Origin of the sequence: Herbaspirillum sp. SJZ106 (assembly GCF_006715495.1) — a bacterium.
In the GTDB taxonomy this organism is placed as follows: domain Bacteria; phylum Pseudomonadota; class Gammaproteobacteria; order Burkholderiales; family Burkholderiaceae_D; genus Herbaspirillum.
In genome coordinates, this window is record NZ_VFNI01000005.1 from 61,457 (window position 1) to 81,114 (window position 19,658).

General features: G+C 61.6%; 18 protein-coding genes. 13 read left to right on the forward strand and 5 right to left on the reverse strand.

Translation table 11 applies throughout. The features are described from left to right. Nucleotides 1-92 precede the first annotated feature (92 nt). The 6 genes from motA (at nt 93) to FB598_RS15780 (ending at nt 5,798) form a co-directional block, all read left to right on the forward strand. Nucleotides 93-953 carry a flagellar motor stator protein MotA gene (gene motA / locus FB598_RS15755; protein WP_141916226.1) on the forward strand — a complete coding sequence of 287 codons (861 nt, stop codon included), beginning with the start codon at nt 93-95 and terminating at the stop codon, nt 951-953. Between the two features lie 64 nt (nt 954-1,017). Further along, nucleotides 1,018-1,947 carry a flagellar motor protein MotB gene (gene motB, locus FB598_RS15760; protein WP_141916228.1) on the forward strand — a complete coding sequence of 310 codons (930 nt, stop codon included), beginning with the start codon at nt 1,018-1,020 and terminating at the stop codon, nt 1,945-1,947. A 37-nt stretch (nt 1,948-1,984) separates the two neighbouring features. Then, nucleotides 1,985-2,539: a chemotaxis protein gene (locus FB598_RS15765; RefSeq protein ID WP_141916230.1), complete on the forward strand. Its 555-nt coding sequence runs from the start codon at nt 1,985-1,987 to the stop codon at nt 2,537-2,539. Nucleotides 2,540-2,707: 168 nt separating this feature from the next. Continuing rightward, nucleotides 2,708-3,073, forward strand: coding sequence for a response regulator (locus tag FB598_RS15770; RefSeq protein ID WP_141916232.1), 366 nt, complete (start codon nt 2,708-2,710; stop codon nt 3,071-3,073). 49 nt (nt 3,074-3,122) lie between these two features. Beyond that, nucleotides 3,123-5,273 (forward strand): chemotaxis protein CheA, encoded by a 2,151-nt coding sequence (gene cheA / locus FB598_RS15775; RefSeq protein ID WP_141916234.1) that lies wholly within the window; start codon nt 3,123-3,125, stop codon nt 5,271-5,273. A gap of 18 nt (nt 5,274-5,291) precedes the next feature. Next, nucleotides 5,292-5,798, forward strand: a complete 507-nt coding sequence (locus FB598_RS15780; protein ID WP_050467922.1) for a chemotaxis protein CheW — start codon at nt 5,292-5,294, stop codon at nt 5,796-5,798. Nucleotides 5,799-5,958: 160 nt separating this feature from the next. On the opposite strand, the gene FB598_RS15785 is transcribed toward FB598_RS15780, so the two are convergent. The 5 genes from FB598_RS15785 to FB598_RS15805 all read right to left on the reverse strand — a co-directional run bounded on the left by FB598_RS15785 (nt 5,959) and on the right by FB598_RS15805 (nt 12,842). Then, complete coding sequence (locus tag FB598_RS15785) at nt 5,959-7,206, reverse strand: DUF2863 family protein (protein ID WP_141916236.1); 1,248 nt, start codon at nt 7,204-7,206, stop codon at nt 5,959-5,961. 192 nt (nt 7,207-7,398) lie between these two features. Then, nucleotides 7,399-10,092 (reverse strand): aconitate hydratase AcnA, encoded by a 2,694-nt coding sequence (acnA, locus tag FB598_RS15790; RefSeq protein ID WP_141916238.1) that lies wholly within the window; start codon nt 10,090-10,092, stop codon nt 7,399-7,401. Nucleotides 10,093-10,238: 146 nt separating this feature from the next. After that, nucleotides 10,239-10,757, reverse strand: a complete 519-nt coding sequence (locus tag FB598_RS15795) for a hypothetical protein (protein WP_141916240.1) — start codon at nt 10,755-10,757, stop codon at nt 10,239-10,241. Beyond that, on the reverse strand, nt 10,754-11,773 hold the full coding sequence (locus FB598_RS15800; protein ID WP_141916242.1) for a CoA ester lyase: 1,020 nt from the start codon (nt 11,771-11,773) through the stop codon (nt 10,754-10,756). The genes FB598_RS15795 and FB598_RS15800 overlap by 4 nt, the downstream gene beginning before the upstream one ends. Nucleotides 11,774-11,852: 79 nt before the next feature. Further along, on the reverse strand, nt 11,853-12,842 hold the full coding sequence (locus tag FB598_RS15805) for a malate dehydrogenase (RefSeq protein WP_141916244.1): 990 nt from the start codon (nt 12,840-12,842) through the stop codon (nt 11,853-11,855). Nucleotides 12,843-13,309: 467 nt separating this feature from the next. On the opposite strand from FB598_RS15805, the gene FB598_RS15810 reads away from it, so the two are divergent. The 7 genes from FB598_RS15810 to gltA all read left to right on the forward strand — a co-directional run bounded on the left by FB598_RS15810 (nt 13,310) and on the right by gltA (nt 19,390). Next, a complete protein-coding gene (locus FB598_RS15810; protein WP_141917026.1) occupies nt 13,310-14,095 on the forward strand; it encodes a GntR family transcriptional regulator in 786 nt (261 codons plus the stop codon). Nucleotides 14,096-14,234: 139 nt separating this feature from the next. Further along, entirely contained in the window at nt 14,235-14,645 is a 411-nt protein-coding gene (sdhC, locus tag FB598_RS15815) for a succinate dehydrogenase, cytochrome b556 subunit (RefSeq protein ID WP_141916246.1), read from the forward strand. 2 nt (nt 14,646-14,647) lie between these two features. Next, nucleotides 14,648-15,010, forward strand: a complete 363-nt coding sequence (sdhD, locus tag FB598_RS15820) for a succinate dehydrogenase, hydrophobic membrane anchor protein (protein WP_141916248.1) — start codon at nt 14,648-14,650, stop codon at nt 15,008-15,010. A gap of 3 nt (nt 15,011-15,013) precedes the next feature. Next, nucleotides 15,014-16,792, forward strand: a complete 1,779-nt coding sequence (sdhA, locus tag FB598_RS15825; protein WP_141916250.1) for a succinate dehydrogenase flavoprotein subunit — start codon at nt 15,014-15,016, stop codon at nt 16,790-16,792. An 11-nt stretch (nt 16,793-16,803) separates the two neighbouring features. Next, nucleotides 16,804-17,514, forward strand: a complete 711-nt coding sequence (locus FB598_RS15830; RefSeq protein ID WP_141916252.1) for a succinate dehydrogenase iron-sulfur subunit — start codon at nt 16,804-16,806, stop codon at nt 17,512-17,514. 156 nt (nt 17,515-17,670) lie between these two features. Beyond that, nucleotides 17,671-17,940, forward strand: a complete 270-nt coding sequence (locus FB598_RS15835; protein WP_050467912.1) for a succinate dehydrogenase assembly factor 2 — start codon at nt 17,671-17,673, stop codon at nt 17,938-17,940. A 148-nt stretch (nt 17,941-18,088) separates the two neighbouring features. Continuing rightward, a complete protein-coding gene (gene gltA / locus FB598_RS15840; RefSeq protein WP_141916254.1) occupies nt 18,089-19,390 on the forward strand; it encodes a citrate synthase in 1,302 nt (433 codons plus the stop codon). The last annotated feature ends 268 nt before the right edge of the window (nt 19,391-19,658 follow it).

Genomic DNA, 19,658 nt, shown 5'->3' on the forward strand with positions numbered 1-19,658 from the left:
CGGATATGTATTCCCCCATTTGCTTGAATGGAATACATGTAATCTGACGAACGTGAAAATACACTCAACGCCACCGGGACGGGAGTAGGCACTTGCTAGTCATCATTGGATATGTCGTGGTCATGGCGTCCGTCTTCGGCGGATTTGCCCTTGCTGGCGGCCACTTGGGGGCGCTGTTTCAGCCAGTCGAACTGCTCATGATCGGCGGCGCGGCCGGCGGCGCGTTCCTGGTCGGCAACAGCAGCAAGGCCATCAAGGCCACGCTCAAGGCGTTGCCGTCGGTCCTGAAGGGATCGAAGTACACCAAGGCGCTGTACATGGAATTGATGGCGCTGCTGTTCGAAATCCTGACCAAGTCGCGCAAGGAAGGCCTGATGTCGATCGAAGGCGACATCGAAGAGCCCGAGAACAGCCCGATCTTCAGCAAGTACCCGGGCGTACTGGCCGACCATCACCTGATCGAATTCATGACCGACTACCTGCGCCTGATGGTGTCGGGCAACATGGACGCGTTCCAGATCGAAAACCTGATGGACAACGAAATCGAAACGCACCACCACGAAGGCGAAATCCCGGTGCATTGCATCGCCAAGCTGGGCGACGGCATGCCGGCTTTCGGTATCGTGGCGGCGGTGATGGGCGTGGTGCACACCATGGAATCGGTGGGCATCCCGCCTTCCGAGCTGGGTATGCTGATTGCGCACGCGCTGGTCGGCACCTTCCTCGGTATTTTGCTGGCATACGGTTTCGTGGGGCCGTTGGCGAGCCTGCTGGAACAAAAGCTGCACGAGTCGACCAAGATCTTCCAATGCGTCAAGGTCACCTTGCTGGCCAGCCTGAACGGGTATGCGCCGGCGCTTTCGATCGAATTCGGCCGCAAGGTGCTGTTCTCGACCGAACGCCCGACCTTCCTCGAGCTGGAAGAGCACGTGAAGCAGGCGCGCAGCAAGTAAGGCGAACCGAACCGGCGACCATCGATTTTGACAGCAACCACCAGCACCGAGCAGGAGTAGAGACATGGCCGACGAAGGGCTACGTCCCATTATCGTAAAACGGATCAAGAAGGGGGGCGGCGGCCACCATGGCGGCGCCTGGAAGATCGCATACGCCGACTTCGTGACCGCGATGATGGCGTTCTTCCTGCTGATGTGGCTGCTGGGTTCGACCGCCAAGGGCGATCTCAACGGTATTGCCGAATACTTCAAGACCCCGCTCAAGGTGGCCATGGCCGGCGGCTCCGGCAGCGGCGACGCCAATACCGTGCTGCCCGGCGGCGGCAAGGATCTGACCCGCCAGGACGGCCAGTTGCGCAAGGGCGAGAACGACGTCGTCACGCGCCGCCAGACCTTGAAGGAGGCGCAGCAGGAGCTGGAGCGCGCCGAGCGCGTCCGCCTGGAGCAGCTCAAGCAGCGCATCGAAAAGGCGATCGATTCCAATCCCACCCTGAAACAGTTCAAGAACCAGCTGTTGATCGATATCACGTCCGAAGGCCTGCGCATCCAGATCGTCGACGAAAAGAACCGTCCGATGTTTGCCTTGGCCAGCGCCCAGTTGCAGCCATACACCAAGGAGATCCTGCACGAGATCGGCAAGACGCTCAACGACGTGCCCAACAAGATCAGCCTGTCCGGCCACACCGATGCCACGCCCTATTCCAGCGGCGAGAAGGGCTACAGCAACTGGGAACTGTCGGCCGACCGCGCCAACGCTTCGCGGCGCGAACTGATCCTGGGCGGCATGGATGAATCCAAGGTGCTGCGCGTGGTGGGGCTGTCGTCGGCGGTCTTGCTGGACAAGGAAGATCCGTTTAACCCAATCAACCGCCGCATCAGCATCATCGTGATGAACAAGAAAGCAGAAGAGATGGTGGAAAAAGACAGCGGCTCGCTCAACGTCTCCACCGACGAGGACGTACAGGAAGGCTTGACCGGCCCTGCCAAGAATTGACGGGATGTTTAACTGACCACGGGGAAGAGGGCTGGAAATGCCGACACAGACAATGCTGCAGGAGTTGAAGCGCCTGCTGCTCGACACAGCCAGCGGAGGCAGCCGCCAATTGACGGAAGTGGAGTCGGATCTGGTCCAGACCAACATTCTGCTGGGCGAAGCCATCGGCAAGCTGGGCGGAAGCTTCATGGATCTGCACCGTTCGGTGCAGGCGCAGCAGCAGATCCTCGAAGGCCTGATGAATGGCGGCCAGGCGCTCGACGCAGAGAGCATCGAGAAGCTCAAGGAAACGCAGAATGCGGTGAGCCAGCATGTCAATGCCGCGGTAACGGGGCTGCAATTCCAGGATATGACCAGCCAATTGCTGGAGCGTATCGTGCGGCGTGTGATCGGCCTGCGCGAAGCATTGGGCGTATTGAGCGCCAACAGTTTCGAGATATTGCCCGAACAGGGGCAGACCGACCAGGAGCTGGAGAACTTGCTGGCCAATACCGTCAACTCCATGGAAGAACGGTTGACCATGCTGGAGCACGGGCTGTGGAAGGCGGTGCGGCAGACCCGCATGGAAAGCGGCGATATCGAGTTGTTCTAGGATCGCTGGCAGAGTGCCGATGGCAGGCAAGGCGCGCCGGGGTTGCGGATAGCGCGGGGGAAGGCAAGCGAGCAAGCGCGACGCCGCCGGCAGTACGGTTGGCAGCAATGGTGCGGCATAATCCGATATCGTGATCGATGTCCGTAATTGAAGAAACAGGGAGTAACAATGTCCAAAACGATTCTCGCAGTAGACGATTCCGGATCTCTGCGCCAGATGGTGGTATTCAGTCTGAAGGCTGCGGGTTACAGCGTCACCGAGGCGGTCGATGGCGTGGATGCGCTGGAAAAAGCCAAGGCGCAGACCTTTGACCTGGTGCTGACCGACCAGAACATGCCGCGCATGGATGGCTTGACGCTGATTCGCTCCTTGCGCGAACTGACCAGCTACCAGCGCGTCCCCATCCTGATGCTGACCACCGAGTTCAGCGATGAGATGAAGTCCAAGGGCAAGGCGGCCGGCGCCAACGGCTGGCTGGTCAAGCCGTTCGACCCGCAGCGCTTGACCGAGGTCGTCAAGAAAGTGATCGGCTGAATTTTCAGAAGAAGAACAACACGTACCGCATTCGTGACGGAGCCCAGGCATGAGCATTGATATGAGCCAGTTTTTCCAGGTGTTTTTCGACGAGGCCGAAGAAGGTCTCGCCGAAATGGAAAAGCTTTTGTTGGCCGTCAATGTCGCGTCGCCGGATCCGGAGGATCTGAACGCGATTTTTCGTGCCGCCCATTCCATCAAAGGCGGTTCATCGACCTTCGGCCTGACCGATATCGCCGAGGTCACGCATGTGCTGGAGTCGCTCCTGGACCGTATCCGCCAGGGCCAGATGGCCCTGACCGGCGAGCATGTGGATGCCTTCCTGGCTGCCAAGGACGTGCTCAAGTCCATGCTGGACGGCCACAAGCACGGCGCCGAGGTCGACCTGGATGCCGCCGGCGACGTGCGCATGCTGCTTGAGGCGCTGTCGCAGGGCAAGCGTTCCGCGCCGGCCGGCGCGGCCCCCGGCGCACCGGCAGGGGCGGGCGGCATGCGCAGCTATCGCATCGAGATGCCGGACATCGTCGACAAGGATGCAGAAGCATTGGCCGACGAACTGGCGATGCTGGGCAAGATCGCGAAATCGAAGTCGCCGCAAGGACGCTGGGTTTTCATCCTGGATACCGCCGAGCCCATCGATGACGTGGTGGCCATCTGCGCCTTCATCGTCAATGTTGCGGACCTGAAGATTTCACAGGCGCTTGGCCCGGCCACGGCCAGCGCCAAGGAAGAGGAACAGGGCTACGGTTTCTTCGATAACTTCACAACGCAGGAAGACCGGGAGCGCATCCGGGGCTATGGTTTCCTCGACAACCATACTGCCATCGAAGACCGGGAACGTACGCAGGGCTACGGCTTCTTCCCGCCCTTCGTGCCATTGGATCTTTCCGCCAGGAAGGCCGTGCCGGAGCCGGAACCGCACCAGCACCCGGATGAGGCGCCGTTGTCGATCACAGAAGGCGGCGCGCACGAGAAGAAGGCCGCCAAGGCCGGCGGCGCGGCGGCAGGCCATGAATCGTCGTCGATTCGCGTCAGCGTGGAAAAGGTCGACCAGCTCATCAACCTGGTCGGCGAACTGGTGATCACCCAGGCCATGATCGAACAGCGCGTCGGCAAGCTCGACCCGATGACGCACGAGCATCTGCTCAACAGCGTCAGCCAGTTGAGCCGCAACACGCGCGACCTGCAGGAATCGGTGATGTCGATCCGCATGATGCCGATGGATTATGTGTTTTCGCGCTTCCCGCGCATGGTGCGCGACCTGGCGGCCAAGTTGGGCAAGCGGGTCGAGTTCGTCACCCACGGCGCGGCGACCGAACTGGACAAGGGCTTGATCGAGCGTATCGTCGACCCGCTGACCCACCTGGTGCGCAACAGCATCGACCACGGCATCGAGTTGCCCGACGCGCGCCGCGCAGCCGGCAAGAGCGACGCCGGCACCTTGTCCCTGTCGGCCGAGCACCAGGGCGGCAACATCATTATCGAAGTCTCCGACGACGGCGGCGGCCTGAACCGCGACAAGATCCTGGCCAAGGCCAAGTCGCAGGGCATGCCGGTGTCGGACAACATCAGCGACGCCGACGTCTGGCAATTGATCTTCGAACCGGGTTTCTCGACCGCCGAGCAGGTGACCGACGTGTCCGGCCGCGGGGTCGGCATGGACGTGGTCAAGCGCAACATCCTGGCCATGGGCGGCGCGGTGGATATCCGTTCCAGCAAGGGCTTCGGCACCACCATCTCGATCTCGCTGCCGTTGACGCTGGCGATCCTGGATGGCATGTCGATTCGCATCGGCGAAGAGGTGTATATCTTGCCGTTGGGGTATGTGGTTGAATCTTTGCAGCCGATGGCGCAAGATATCAAGGAAATCAGCGGACAAGGGAAAGTGCTGCGCGTTCGCGGCGAATACCTGCCATTGATACCGCTTTATCAGATTTTCAACATTGCGCCTTCGTTTACCGATCCGTCGCAAGGACTGGTGGTGATCCTGGAGTCCGACGGCAAGAAAGCGGCGCTGTTTGTGGACGACTTGATCGGGCAGCAACAAATTGTCGTAAAAAATCTCGAATCGAATTATCGAAAGGTGGCGGGCATTTCCGGTGCTACCATTCTGGGTGACGGCGGCGTCGCCCTGATTGTCGATGTGGCAGCGTTGCTGCGATCCAGCCGCCAACTGAATGACGAATCTGTATTTTCCTGATTTTTAAAGGGCCTCAATATGTCTGACACTGCATCCAAGAATCTTTCCGGCTTCGGCGAAAAAACCGACAGCAACGGAAATGAGTTTCTTGCCTTTACCTTGGGCAAGGAAGAATACGGCATCGATATTCTGAAGGTTCAGGAAATCCGCGGCTACGAGGCCGTGACCCGCATCGCCAATTCGCCCGATTTCATCAAGGGCGTGGTGAACCTGCGCGGCATCATCGTGCCCATCGTCGACATGCGCATCAAGTTCCAGCTGGGCGAGCCGACTTACGACCAGTTTACGGTCGTGATCATCCTCAATATCTCCGGCCGCGTGGTCGGCATGGTGGTCGACAGCGTGTCTGACGTGATCACCCTGACCCAGGAGCAGATCAAGCCGGCGCCGGAAATGGGCACCACCTTCGACTCCGATTACCTGATCGGCCTGGGCACGCTGGAACAGCGCATGCTGATTTTGGTCGACATCGACAAGCTGATGTCGAGCACCGAAATGGGGCTGATCGAAAAGCTGGCCGCCTGACGGAACCCGGCCGCAGTTCTCCGGAATCGGAGGAGACCAAGGCCGGATGGCGCGTCGCGCGCATTCGGAAAAAGCGGGCGGCAAAGCCCGATAGAGAAAAGGAAAAGGCATCTGCCGTCATGCGGCAGATGCCTTTTTTATTGCCGGTCCGGATCGGCGATCAGTGGAAATGCTCGGCCGGCGGCGGCGTGTCTTCCGGCATCTCGGCATGCACCAATTCCCCCTCGCGATCCGGGAACAGCGGGGCGCCGCAGTCATCGCAGAATTCCATCGTGAAGCGTTCCGTATGGTGCTTGATGTGGACGATGCCGCATTCGCGCAGCACGGTCAGGATCTCCTGCAACGGGCTGGGGGCCAGCGGCTCCGGCAAGGTGACGCCGGCCGGCATCAGCGGCGTCATGTCTTCGCCGCTTTCCTGTTCATACAATGGCCATACGGTGCCGTAGACCACGGTCGGGTCGCCGCCGATGGCAAAGCCGATGCGGTATTCGTCGACCTGGCCGTTGATGTCTTCGGAAAAGCCGCCAATGCTGGCATGCAGTTCGACCGAGGAAATATCCAGGGTCTGGGTCAGGAAGTAGTCCGCGGCACGGATCGAGGCCGGGCGGATGCGCTTGTCGGCCTCGCGGCAACCGAAGTAATAGGCTTGCGGCAGCAGCAGTTCGACATTGCAGCCGGGCAGCATGCGGTTAAGCAGGGGCGTGACTTGCTGCTTCCAGGCGTCGATGGCGGCGCTCTTGCCGGCCGAGAAATGGCTTTGCTGCTCGCTTTCCTGCCAGTGGAACAGGGCGCTGCCGCTCGGCACGGCGACGGCGGCGATCACGTAACGGGTATCGGCCAGGAAGGCGGCCGACGGCTGCTGCTCGCCGCGCAACTGTACCGGCGCATGCTTGAGCGCGGCCTGGCCGAGCTGCTGGGTGAGGGCGAAGACCTCGCTGTGATGGCGCGGCAACTGCTCGATCGCAAAGAGCGTGGGCGCCAGCGCCAGCTTGGCATCGTTGGCCAGCACATGGGCGTGCAGGTGGGCGGCCAGCGCATTTTGCATGTCGGCGGAGATGGCGCCGGAGGCGATCGAAAAGCGCGTCCAGGCCAGCACCGGCAGCACCAGCAGCTGCACGTCGTATTCTTTCCCTTCGAATTCAATGGCAGTCGATTCGCTGCCGGCCTCGACGGCTTCGATCAGCACGTCGTAGGCATCCAGGTCGGCCTTGAAGAGATGATCCAGGGCGGCGTCGATGAGCGTCTGGTGGCCGGTACGCAAGAGCTTGTGCAGCAAGGCGTCCAGCGGTTTGAGCCAGGCCTTTTCCTCCAGCCGGCTGGAGGCTTGCGCAATGGCTTGCGCGAAGGTCACCAGGTGCTGGCTGTCGGAAGAAAGCTTGGAGGAAGAACGTTTGGCGGGACGACGCATGGGTGTGTTTCTGGGGGAGGTAGGGGAAACTTTGTATTGTAGATGATTTGGGCTCGAATTCCGGCCTTGGCGTGGTGCCGCGAGATCTCATGCGTGGGGGCAATAAAAAACGCCGGACAAGAGTGTCCGGCGTTTTTGTTTGGCCATGCCGCCCGTCTGCAGGCGGCATGGCCCTTTGCGACGTCCGCTTGCTTAAGCTGCCAGCAGTTGACGCAGCACGAACGGCAGGATGCCGCCATGCTTGTAGTAGTCCACTTCGATCGGGGTATCGATGCGCAGCAGCAGTTTGACTTCCTTGGTTTCGCCGTTCTTGCGGTGGATCACCAGGGTGGCTTCCTGTTGCGGCTTGATATCGCCGTCCAGGCCCTTCAGGTCGAAGGTTTCCTCGCCGGTGATGCCCAGGGTCTGGACGCTGTCGTTGCCGATGAACTGCAGCGGCAGCACGCCCATGCCGACCAGGTTGGAGCGGTGGATACGCTCGAACGAACGGGTGATCACCGCCTTCACGCCCAGCAGCTGGGTGCCCTTGGCGGCCCAGTCGCGCGAGGAGCCGGTACCGTACTCTTCGCCGCCGAACACCATGGTCGGCACGCCGTCCTTGATGTACTTCATGGCCGCATCGTAGATCGCCATTTGTTCGCCGCTCGGCTGGTGGACCGTCACGCCGCCTTCCACGCCCGGCACCATCAGGTTCTTGATGCGCACGTTGGCGAAGGTGCCGCGCATCATGATTTCATGGTTGCCGCGGCGCGAGCCGTAGGAGTTGAAGTCGGCCTTGAGCACGCCGTTGGCCTGCAGCCACTTGCCGGCCGGGCTGCTTTCCTTGATCGAACCGGCCGGGGAGATGTGGTCGGTAGTGATCGAATCGCCGAACACGCCCAGGGCGCGCGCGCCGGTGATGCCGGTTGCCGCGGCCTTGGGCGCTTCGGTGAAGGCCTCGAAGAACGGCGGTTCGGCGATGTAGGTCGATTTCGGCCAGTTGTAGACCTCGCCCTTGGCGACGCCCTTGATGGCTTCCCACAGCTTGCCCGGCGCGCCCTTGACGTCGGCGTAGTTGTCCTTGAAGGTCTTGGCGTTCATCGCGAACTTCAACAGCTTCTCGATCTCTTGCGAAGTCGGCCAGATGTCGCCCAGGAAGATGTCCTTGCCGCCCTTACCCTTGCCGACCGGTTGCGTCATCAGGTCGACGTTGACATTGCCGGCGATGGCGTAGGCCACCACCAGCGGCGGCGATGCCAGGAAGTTGGCGCGGATGTTCGGGTGGATGCGCGCTTCGAAGTTGCGGTTGCCCGACAGCACGGCCGCGGCCACCACGTCGTTCTTGACGATCGCTTCGTTCATGGCCGCGGTCAGGTCGCCGGCGTTGCCGATGCAGGTGGTGCAACCGTAGGCGGTCACGCCGAAGCCCAGCTTTTCCAGGTAGGGCAGCAGGCCTGCCGCTTCCAGGTACTTGGTCACCACGCGCGATCCCGGCGCCAGCGACGTCTTGATGTGCGGTGCGACCTTCAGGCCGGCTTCGACGGCCTTCTTGGCCAACAGGCCTGCTGCCAGCAGCACGCTCGGGTTGGAGGTGTTGGTGCAGGAGGTGATCGCGGCGATCAGCACGTCGCCGTTGTGCAGGTCGACGCCGTCGGCGTTCTTGTAGGTCGCGCCCAGGTCTTCAGCCTTCTTGTTGAAGCCGTTCTCGGCCACCGGCTTGGTGAACAGGTCGGCGAAGGTGGACTTGACGTTGCCGATTTCGATGCGGTCTTGCGGACGCTTCGGGCCGGCCAGCGACGGGGCGACGGTGCCCAGGTCCAGCGACACTTCCTGGGTGTAGTCGATCTGGCCTGCCTTGGGCACGCCATACAGGCCCTGCGCCTTGAAGTAGGCTTCGAAGGCGTCGATCTCGGCCTTGGTGCGGCCGGTGCCCTTGAAGTACTCGATGGTGGCGTCGTCGACCGGGAAGAAACCCATGGTGGCGCCGTATTCCGGGGCCATGTTGGCGATGGTGGCGCGGTCGGTCAGCGACAGCGACTCGGTGCCTTCGCCGAAGAATTCGACGAACTTGCCCACGACCTTGGTCTTGCGCAGCAGTTCGGTGATGGTCAGCACCAGGTCGGTGGCGGTGACGCCTTCGCGCAGCGCGCCGGTCAGGTTCACGCCGACCACGTCCGGGGTCAGGAAGTAGACCGGCTGGCCCAGCATGCCGGCTTCCGCCTCGATGCCGCCCACGCCCCAGCCGACCACGCCGATGCCGTTGATCATGGTGGTGTGGGAGTCAGTGCCCACCAGGGTGTCGGGGTAGTACACGCCGGACTTGTTGTGCACGCCGCGCGCCAGGTATTCCAGGTTGACCTGGTGCACGATGCCGAAGCCCGGGGGCACCACGCCGAAGGTGTCGAATGCCTGCATGCCCCACTTCATGAACTGGTAGCGCTCGTTGTTGCGCTGGAATTCCAGTTTCATGTTCAGGTCCAGCGCCTTCTTCTCGCGGAAGTGGTCGATCTGCACCGAGTGGTCGACCACCAGGTCGACCGGCACCAGCGGCTCGATGTTCTTGGGGTTCTTGCCCAGCTTGCTGGCGACGTTGCGCATCGCGGCCAGGTCGGCCAGCAGGGGCACGCCGGTGAAGTCCTGCAGCACCACGCGGGCGACCACGAACGGGATCTCGTCCACGCGCGCAGCCTTGGCGCCCCAATTGGCCAGTTCCTTGACGTGCTGTTCGGTGACCTTCTGGCCATCGACGTTACGCAAGACCGATTCCAGCACGATGCGGATGGAAACCGGCAGGCGGGAGATCTTCACGCCCAGCGATTTTTCCAGCGCTGGCAGCGAGTAGAACTTGCCTTTCTTGGAACCGGAAATCTTGAATTCCTTTAGGGTGTTCAATGTGTTGCGAGACATGGCCTCTTCTCCTTAGATGGCAATTAGTGATGTTAGCTAGTCGAATCCGGTTTGCGCTGCAATGTTCAAACTGCTGGGTGCTGCCTGATTCTGTTGACTCTGTATTACGGCAGGAATGCCAGGTTCCTGATGCTTCCTGTTTTGCGTCAGCTGTTGGGGGCGGCAGCCGTGGCGGCCTGCTGCTCGACGTTCTTGCATTCGTTGGCCAACTGCTGCCCCTTCTTGGAGTCAAGCAGCAGGCCCTTGGCGGGGATGCCGATCCAGACCAGGCCGACCTTGCGGTTCTCGAAGCGGTTGGCGCCGGTGGTGGTGGCGACGCGGGTCAGGCGGTGGATCCGCTTGTTCCAGCGCAGGGCGATATGCTTGTCGTCGTCGGCGTTCTTCCAGATGGTCAGTTTGTGGCCCAGCTCGCAGTTGAAGTCTGCGGAAAGGGTGCCGCCCAGTTCGGGTTCGCTGTCGTCATCTTCGGCGTCCGACGAGAACGGCATCTTGGCGGCGGGCACAGCCGCTGCTGCGGCGGCGGCAGCTTTCTTGGCCGGCGCCTTCTTGACGACCTTCTTCTTGGCGGCGGTTTGCGTCGATGCGGTTTGCGCCTGGGCGGCGGGCAGGCCGGCGGCGGCGAACAGGGCGCCGAGCAGGGCGATTGCGGTCAGTTGTTTTTTCATGGACGGTGATTCGGTTGCTGAGAGGTTGATGGGGCGTTGCCAGCGGCAAACCAGGGCGCCGCTTGCGGCGGCAGCGCCACGCCGGCGGCATGGGCGCGTTGCAGGATGCACCAGAAATAACGATAGCTTGCCCGGTCGTGCAGATTTCCATCGTGCTGGATCGGCCCCCATTGCACTGCCTGGGCCTTGAGCAAAATTTGTGCCGCTTGATCGGCTTCCTCGACGGAAGGCGACATGGCATGCACGATCGGCCTGATCTGGTCCGGATGAATGCTCCACATCCGGGTATAGCCGAACTCTTGCGCCGCGCGTCGCGCATCGTCGGCGACGGCGGCGGGATTCCTGATGTCGGTCGTCACGTTGTGCGACGGCGTCTTGCCATGGGCATGGCAGGCGGCGGCGATTTCCAGCTTGACGCGGCGCACCAGCGGATGGTCGAACTGCCCGGGAGAGCGCATCGCGGCGCTGGGAATCGCGCCGTAATGTGCGGAGACGAAATCCATCACGCCAAAAGAGAGCGATTCGACCTGCGGCAATGCCGCGATCTTCCATGCATCGGCCAGCGCGCCGTGGGTCTCGATCAGCACATGCAGCGGCAGCGCATGGCGCCCGGCCGCAAGGCAGGTGTGGTTGATGGTTTCCAGCGCATGCAGTACATCGTCGACGCCCTCGGCCTTGGGCAGCATCACGAACGCCAGCTCGTGCGCCGCGGCCGAGCAGATGATGGCAACGTCTTGCGCGAAGTGCGGGCTGCCGACGTCATGCACGCGCGCGCCGATGCGGCGGTAGCGGTTGTCGGGACCCTTGATCAGCGAGGCGACCAGTTGCGCATGTGCGGCCTCGTTGCCGGCGGCCGCGCCATCCTCGCAGTCGAGCGTGATGTCGAATACCGGGCCGAGTTCCTGCTGCAGGGCGATCGACTTGCGCATCAGCTTTTCGGAGCCGGCGTAGTGATCGCAAACCGGAAGCGAAACCGGTTGCTGCGCACCTGGGAACAAGACCTGGGAGGGATGCATTGCTGCGGAATGAATGGTTGTGTATTCAGTGAGAACTGCGCGGCGGCGGCAAGCCGCACGCCGCGCTGCAGTCGCTTAATTAGCCGACCAGGTGCTTGACGCCTTCGCGCTCTTCCAGCAACTCTTTGAGAGTGATGTTGATGCGCTCTTGCGAGAATGCGTCGATTTCCAGGCCCTGGACGATCTTGTACTCGCCGTTTTCGGTGGTCACCGGGAAGCCGAACATGGTGCCTTCGGGGATGCCGTAGGAACCGTCGGACGGGATGCCCATGGTGGTCCACTTGCCGTTGGTGCCCAGCACCCAGTCGCGCACGTGGTCGATCGCCGCGTTGGCAGCCGATGCCGCCGAGGACAGGCCGCGCGCTTCGATAATGGCCGCGCCGCGCTTGCCGACGGTCGGCAGGAACACGTTGGCGTTCCATTCCTGGTCGTTGATGGTGTCCTTCACGGACTTGCCGTCAGCGGTGGCGAAGCGGTAGTCGGCGTACATGGTCGGCGAGTGGTTACCCCACACGCACAGCTTTTCGATGGCGGAGACCGGCTTGCCGATCTTGGCGGCCACTTGCGACAGCGCGCGGTTGTGGTCCAGGCGCAGCATGGCGGTGAAGTTCTTGGCCGGCAGGTTGGGAGCCGACTTCATGGCGATGTAGGCGTTGGTGTTGGCCGGGTTGCCGACCACCAGCACCTTGACGTCGCGCGAAGCCACGGCGTCCAGCGCCTTGCCCTGCACGGTGAAGATCTGGGCGTTGGCTTCCAGCAGGTCCTTGCGCTCCATGCCGGGGCCGCGGGGACGGGCGCCGACCAGCAGGGCGATGTCGGCATCCTTGAACGCGGTCAGCGGATCGCTGTGGGCGGTCACGCCGGCCAGCAGCGGGAAGGCGCAGTCGTCGATTTCCATGATGACGCCCTTGAGCGCCTTCTGCGCTTTTTCATCAGGGATTTCCAGCAATTGCAGGATGACCGGCTGGTCTTTGCCGAGCAGGTCGCCGTTGGCGATGCGGAACAGCAGGGAGTAACCGATTTGACCGGCGGCGCCGGTGACGGCAACACGCTTGGGGGCTTTAGCCATGTTGAATCTCCAAAGAGGTGATGAAAAAAAGCATTCCGGACTGCATCGAAGCGCACGTTGCGGTCGCGTCGCGTAAGGCGCGGCAGGGCCGTCTGCGGTTGCTTCTTGTTTGCGCAAGATGTCTTGCGCGTGTTCCTCAAATTCTTGTTAGACCGCCATGATACCGTCGAAAACGAAGGCAGTCAGTCGCTTTCGCGGGCAGCGCCGCCGGCCACGCAAAAAACCGTCGCACTCATGTCCGGCTCGCATAAAAATGCGGAATCCAGAGGGTCTAAATGCAATCGATTCTCGTTATCGTTGATTGGCCGGAAGCGCGCGTCGCGTCTGCGTTGCGGCTTTTCAGGTTGCTCGCGAGTGTAGGCCTGCGGAGGACGCGTGTCAATCAATATCTTATGTCTTATATAAGACATATTATTGCATCATTTTTGCTGGACGCCGGATGTGGTTTTGTGGTGAAATTCGGGGTTATGAGCTCGATCCTGCCCAATTCGAACAACGGTGACGCGCAAGGCGTGGGATCGGGTGTTGCCGGCCCCGCGCCGACCTTCAGTCCGCTGTACCAGCAGATCAAGGCGCTCATCATGCAGCGCCTCGAGGCCGGCGAGTGGAAGCCGGGCGAATTGATCCCCAGCGAAGTCGAGCTGGGCAACCGTTTCAAGGTCAGCCAGGGAACGGTGCGCAAGGCCATCGATGAGCTGGCGGCGGAAAACCTCGTGGTGCGGCGCCAGGGCAAGGGGACGTTCGTTGCCACCCATCATGAAACGCAGGCCCAATTCCGCTTCCTCCGCCTGATGGCCGACAGCGACGAGCCGCAGCGTCCGGAAAACAAGATTATCGAAGTCAAGCGCGTGCGCGCATCCGCCGAAGTGGCGAGGCAGCTGGATGTGAAATCCGGCGACTCGGTCATCTTTATCCGGCGGGTCAAGTACTTCAATGGCGTTCCCATCATCCTCGAAGAAATCTGGCTCCCTGGCGTGATCTTCAAGGGGCTGACGGCTGAACGCCTGGTGGAATACAAAGGGCCGTTGTATGGCCTGTTCGAGTCGGAATTCGGGACCCGCATGATCCGCGCCGAGGAGCGCATCCGTGCCGTGGCGGCGGATCCTGAATCTGCGGAAATCCTGGGGGTTCCGCCCGACACGCCGTTGTTGAGTGTGGAGCGCGCTTCATTTACCTACGGCGACAAGCCGGTGGAAATGCGGCGCGGCCTGTATTTGACGACAAATCATCATTACCAGAGCGAACTGAGCTGACGTCCTGCGGGGCGCGTCCCCTGGGCGGAAGGGGGCAGTGGCTCCCCATTTGGCTGTGCTGCGAAGCGGAATAATGTTGGTGACGATTTGTAAAATAGGCGAAAATTGCAAGATTGTTTTAATCTGAGGAGAACCTTGTATGTCTGAAGCCGCTAAACCACAACGGCCGCAATTTCGTAACATACACCTTACCCAAATTGCTGGTTACCGTATGCCGCTGGCTGCGCTGGTGTCGATCATGCACCGCGTCAGCGGGCTGTTCCTGTTCCTGATGCTGCCTTTTATCCTGTATCTGCTGGATAACAGCCTGCTCTCCGAGGGCACTTTCGAGCATCTCAAGGGCATCGCCTCCAACTGGTGCGTCAAGCTGGTCATCCTCGCCCTGTCCTGGGCTTATCTTCACCACTTCTGCGCCGGCATCCGCCACCTGATCATGGACAACCATATCGGCCTGGACAAGGACAGCGCGCGCAAGTCGTCGGCCGGCGTTCTGGTCGTCAGCATCGCGCTGATGATCCTGGTTGCATTGAAACTGTTCGGAGCATTCTAAACATGGATAACAATATCGGTTCCAAGCGCCTCGTCGTCGGCGCCCACTATGGCCTGCGCGACTGGCTCGCGCAGCGCGCCACCGCAGTCGTGATGGCTGTCTACACCGTGATCTTGCTGGTGTGCTTCTTCACCTCCGTGCATTTCAGCTATGAAGGCTGGGGCGCGCTGTTCTCGCACCAATGGTTCAAGATCGCCACCTTCGTCACGCTCATGGCGCTGTTCTTCCACGCCTGGATCGGCGTGCGCGATATCTGGATGGATTACGTCAAGCCGGTCGCCCTGCGCCTGGTCTTGCAAGTTGCCACGATCCTGTGGCTGATCGGTTGCGCCGGCTATGCCGCGCAGATTCTGTGGAGAATGTAAATCGTGGCTGCTATCAAATCCACAATCACTACCCGCCGCTTTGACGCGGTCATCGTCGGCGCCGGCGGTTCCGGCATGCGCGCCTCCCTGCAACTGGCCGAGGCCGGCCTGAACGTGGCCGTGCTGTCCAAGGTCTTCCCGACCCGCTCGCACACCGTGGCCGCCCAGGGCGGCATCGGCGCTTCGCTGGGCAACATGTCGGAAGACAACTGGTACTGGCACATGTTCGACACCGTCAAGGGGTCGGACTACCTGGGCGACCAGGACGCCATCGAATTCATGTGCCGCGAAGCGCCCAAGGCGGTGTACGAGCTGGAACACTTCGGCATGCCGTTCGACCGCAATCCCGACGGCACCATCTATCAGCGTCCGTTCGGCGGCCATACCGCCAACTTCGGCGAAAAGCCGGTGCAGCGCGCCTGTGCCGCCGCCGACCGTACCGGTCACGCGCTGCTGCACACGTTGTACCAGCGTAACGTGCGCGCCAAGACCCACTTCTTCGTCGAGTGGATGGCGCTGGACATCATCCGCAACGAAGAGGGTGACGTCCTCGGCGTGGTCGCGCTGGAAATGGAAACCGGCGAAATCATGATGCTGCACGCCAAGGCGACCCTGTTCGCCACCGGCGGCGCCGGCCGTATCTGGGCGGCATCGACCAACGCCTTCATCAACACCGGCGACGGCATGGGCATGGCGGCACGCGCCGGCCTGCCGCTGCAGGACATGGAGTTCTGGCAATTCCACCCGACCGGCGTGGCCGGCGCCGGCGTGCTGATCACCGAAGGCGTGCGCGGCGAAGGCGGCATCCTGATCAACAGCAACGGCGAACGCTTCATGGAGCGCTATGCGCCGACCTTGAAGGACCTGGCGCCGCGCGACTTCGTCTCGCGCTCGATGGACCAGGAAATCAAGGAAGGCCGCGGCGTCGGTCCGCACAAGGACCACGTCTTGCTGGATCTGCGCCACATCGGCGCCGACACCATCAAGAAGCGCCTGCCGTCGATCCTGGAAATCGCGCACAAGTTCGCCAACGTCGACGCGACCAAGGAACCGATCCCTGTCGTGCCGACCATCCACTACCAGATGGGCGGTATCCCGACCAACGTGTACGGCCAGGTGGTCGTGCCCAAGGGCGGCTCGCAAAAGGAAGTGGTGCAGGGCATGTACGCCATCGGCGAATGCGCTTGCGTCTCGGTGCACGGCGCCAACCGCCTGGGCACCAACTCGCTGCTGGACCTGGTGGTGTTCGGCCGCGCAGCGGGCAACCACATCGTCGGCAGCAATCTGCAAAACCAGAGCCACAAGCCGATCCCGGCCGGCGCGCTGGACCGTTCGCTCGAACGCATCGCGCGCATGGAAAACAGCACCGGTTCGGAGCGCGTGCAGGACGTCGCCAACGACATCCGCGCCACCATGCAGAAGTATTGCGGCGTGTTCCGTACCGATGCGCTGCTGCAGGAAGGCGTCAAGAAGATCATGGAGCTCGACGAGCGCCGCAAGCATGTCTCGTTCAAGGACAAGTCCAAGGTGTTCAACACCGCCCGCCAGGAAGCGCTGGAGCTGGACAACCTGATCGAAACCGCCAAGGCCACCATCACATCGGCCGCCGCCCGCAAGGAATCGCGCGGCGCCCATGCGCACAGCGACTACGAGCAACGCGACGACGTGAACTGGCTCAAGCACACGCTGTGGTTCTCCGAGGGGAATCGTCTCGACTACAAGCCGGTCAACATGCAGCCGCTGACCGTCGAGACATTTAAACCTAAAGCACGTACTTTCTAAGAGGTCGCAACATGACTCGCACTTTGAAATTCAAAATCTACCGTTACGATCCGGACAAGGACGAGAAGCCGTACATGCAGGACCTGACGGTCGAGTTGAAGCCCACCGACAAGATGCTGCTCGACGCCTTGCAGCGCATCAAGGCCGATGTGGACGACTCGCTGGCGCTGCGCCGCTCCTGCCGCGAAGGCGTGTGCGGTTCGGACGCGATGAACATCAACGGCAAGAACGGCCTGGCCTGCATCACCAACCTGAACGAGCTGACCGAACCCATCGTTCTCAAGCCGTTGCCGGGCCTGCCGGTCATCCGCGACCTGATCGTCGACATGACCAACTTCTTCAAGCAGTACGATTCGATCAAGCCTTACCTGATCAACGACAGCATCCCGCCCGAGAAGGAGCGCCTGCAGTCGCCCGAGCAGCGTGAGGAGCTCGACGGCGTGTACGAGTGCATCCTGTGCGCCTGCTGCTCGACGTCGTGCCCGTCGTTCTGGTGGAATCCGGACAAGTTCGTCGGCCCGGCCGGCCTGCTGCAAGCCTACCGCTTCATCGCCGACAGCCGCGACGAAGCCACCGGCGCCCGCCTGGACAACCTGGAAGACCCGTACCGCCTGTTCCGTTGCCGTTCCATCATGAACTGCGTCGATGTCTGCCCGAAGGGATTGAACCCCAACGCGGCCATCGGCAAGATCAAGGAACTGATGGTGCGCCGCGCGGTTTAAGCGGCAAGGAAGCAGTACGAGCCGCCCGCGGCGCTGCCCAGCCGGGCCGCGGACGGTTCGAAACGGGAAGCAGGGTACAGGGGCTTCCCGCTGCCGAACACGGAACGCCGGGATTCGGTAGTATTAAAGATGAAAAGTATAGAAGTGAGCGAGTTCATGACTACCCGTCACCAGGATGATCCGGCAAAGCGCGCACGACTGCGCTGGCGAGCACGCCGAGGCTTGCTGGAGAACGATCTGATCTTGACGCGCTATCTCGATGCCAACGAGGCCGGGATGAGCGACGAAGAGGTCGATGCGTTTTCGCGGCTGATGGACCTGTCCGACAACGACCTGATGGACTTGCTGCTGGCTCGCAAGGAGCCGGAGGCGGCAGTTGACCTGCCGCACGTGCACACGTTGTTGCAAAAACTGCGTACGGCCTGATTTTGCGCCTGGCCACAAGCCAGACGGATTTTGCTCGAACGCGGCCTGCTTTTTTCACGCCACCCAGCGCATCGGATCACGGATGCCGCCAGGCAACGCGGTCGCGGTTTTGATTAACGGTTTCACCATCCCAGCAAAAGGAAAAGCTATGTCTAATACCGATATCAAAGCTACCCTGTCGTTCTCCGACGGGTCTCCATCCGTAGATTTTCCTGTCTACAAGGGCACCATCGGCCCTGACGTGATTGATATCCGCAAGCTGTACGCCGGCACCGGCAAGTTCACCTACGATCCGGGTTTCATGTCGACCGCAGCCTGCAACTCCTCGATCACCTACATCGACGGCGACAAGGGCGAGCTGCTGTATCGCGGTTATCCGATCGAACAACTGGCAGTGAATTGCGATTTCCTGGAAACCTGCTACCTGCTGCTGCACGGCGAGCTGCCCAATGCCGCCCAGAAGACCGAATTCGTCAATACCGTGACCCAGCACACCATGGTCCACGAGCAGATGAACTTCTTCTTCCGCGGTTTCCGCCGCGACGCGCACCCGATGGCGGTGCTGACCGGCTCCGTGGGCGCGCTGTCGGCCTTCTACCATGATTCGCTGGACATCAGCAATCCGGTCCACCGTGACGTGTCGGCCATCCGCATGATCGCCAAGCTGCCGACCCTGGTGGCGATGGCATACAAGTACAACATCGGCCAGCCGTTCGTGTATCCGCGCAACGACCTGTCGTATAGCGCCAACTTCATGCGCATGATGTTCGCCAACCCGTGCGAGGAATACAAGGTCAACGACGTGCTGGTGCGCGCGCTGGACCGCATCCTGATCCTGCACGCCGATCACGAGCAGAACGCATCGACCTCGACCGTGCGCCTGTCGGGCTCGTCGGGCGCCAACCCGTTCGCATGTATCGCCGCCGGCATCGCCTGCCTGTGGGGCCCGGCGCACGGCGGCGCCAACGAAGCCGCGCTGACCATGCTGGAGAGCATCGGTTCGGTCGACAAGATCCCCGAGTTCATCAAGCAGGTCAAGGACAAGAACTCCGGCGTCAAGCTGATGGGCTTCGGCCACCGCGTCTACAAGAATTACGATCCGCGCGCCAAGCTGATGCGTGAAACCTGCTACGAAGTCCTGAACGAGCTGGGCCTGCACGACGACCCGCTGTTCAAGCTGGCCATGGAGCTGGAAAAGATCGCGCTGGAAGACGACTACTTCGTGTCGCGCAAGCTGTACCCGAACGTCGACTTCTACTCGGGCATCGTGCAACGCGCGCTGGGCATCCCGACTTCGATGTTCACCTGCATCTTCGCCATGGCCCGTACCGTCGGCTGGATCGCGCAGTGGAACGAAATGATCTCGGATCCGGAGCAAAAGATCGGCCGTCCGCGCCAGTTGTTCGTCGGTTCGCCGCGCCGCGATGTGGCGCCGATCGACAAGCGCTGAACGAACGCCGGGAGCTAGCCGGGGCGGAGTTGGCCGGCTGGCAACAACGGACGAGCGTGCGTCGGGTTCCTGTTTGTCCCGCGATCGGGGCGGTAGGGGCCGGCGCGGCGCTTCAGGCCGCTGTTGGCGGTTTGAAACGCCCCGCGCAAGCCGCAGCAAATAAAAAAGCGAATCCTGAGGGATTCGCTTTTTTATTGGGGAGAAGGATATATAATTCCGTAGCCCTGACTGGACGACCCTAGTAGAGCTCATTGCATCGGCAGGCGCT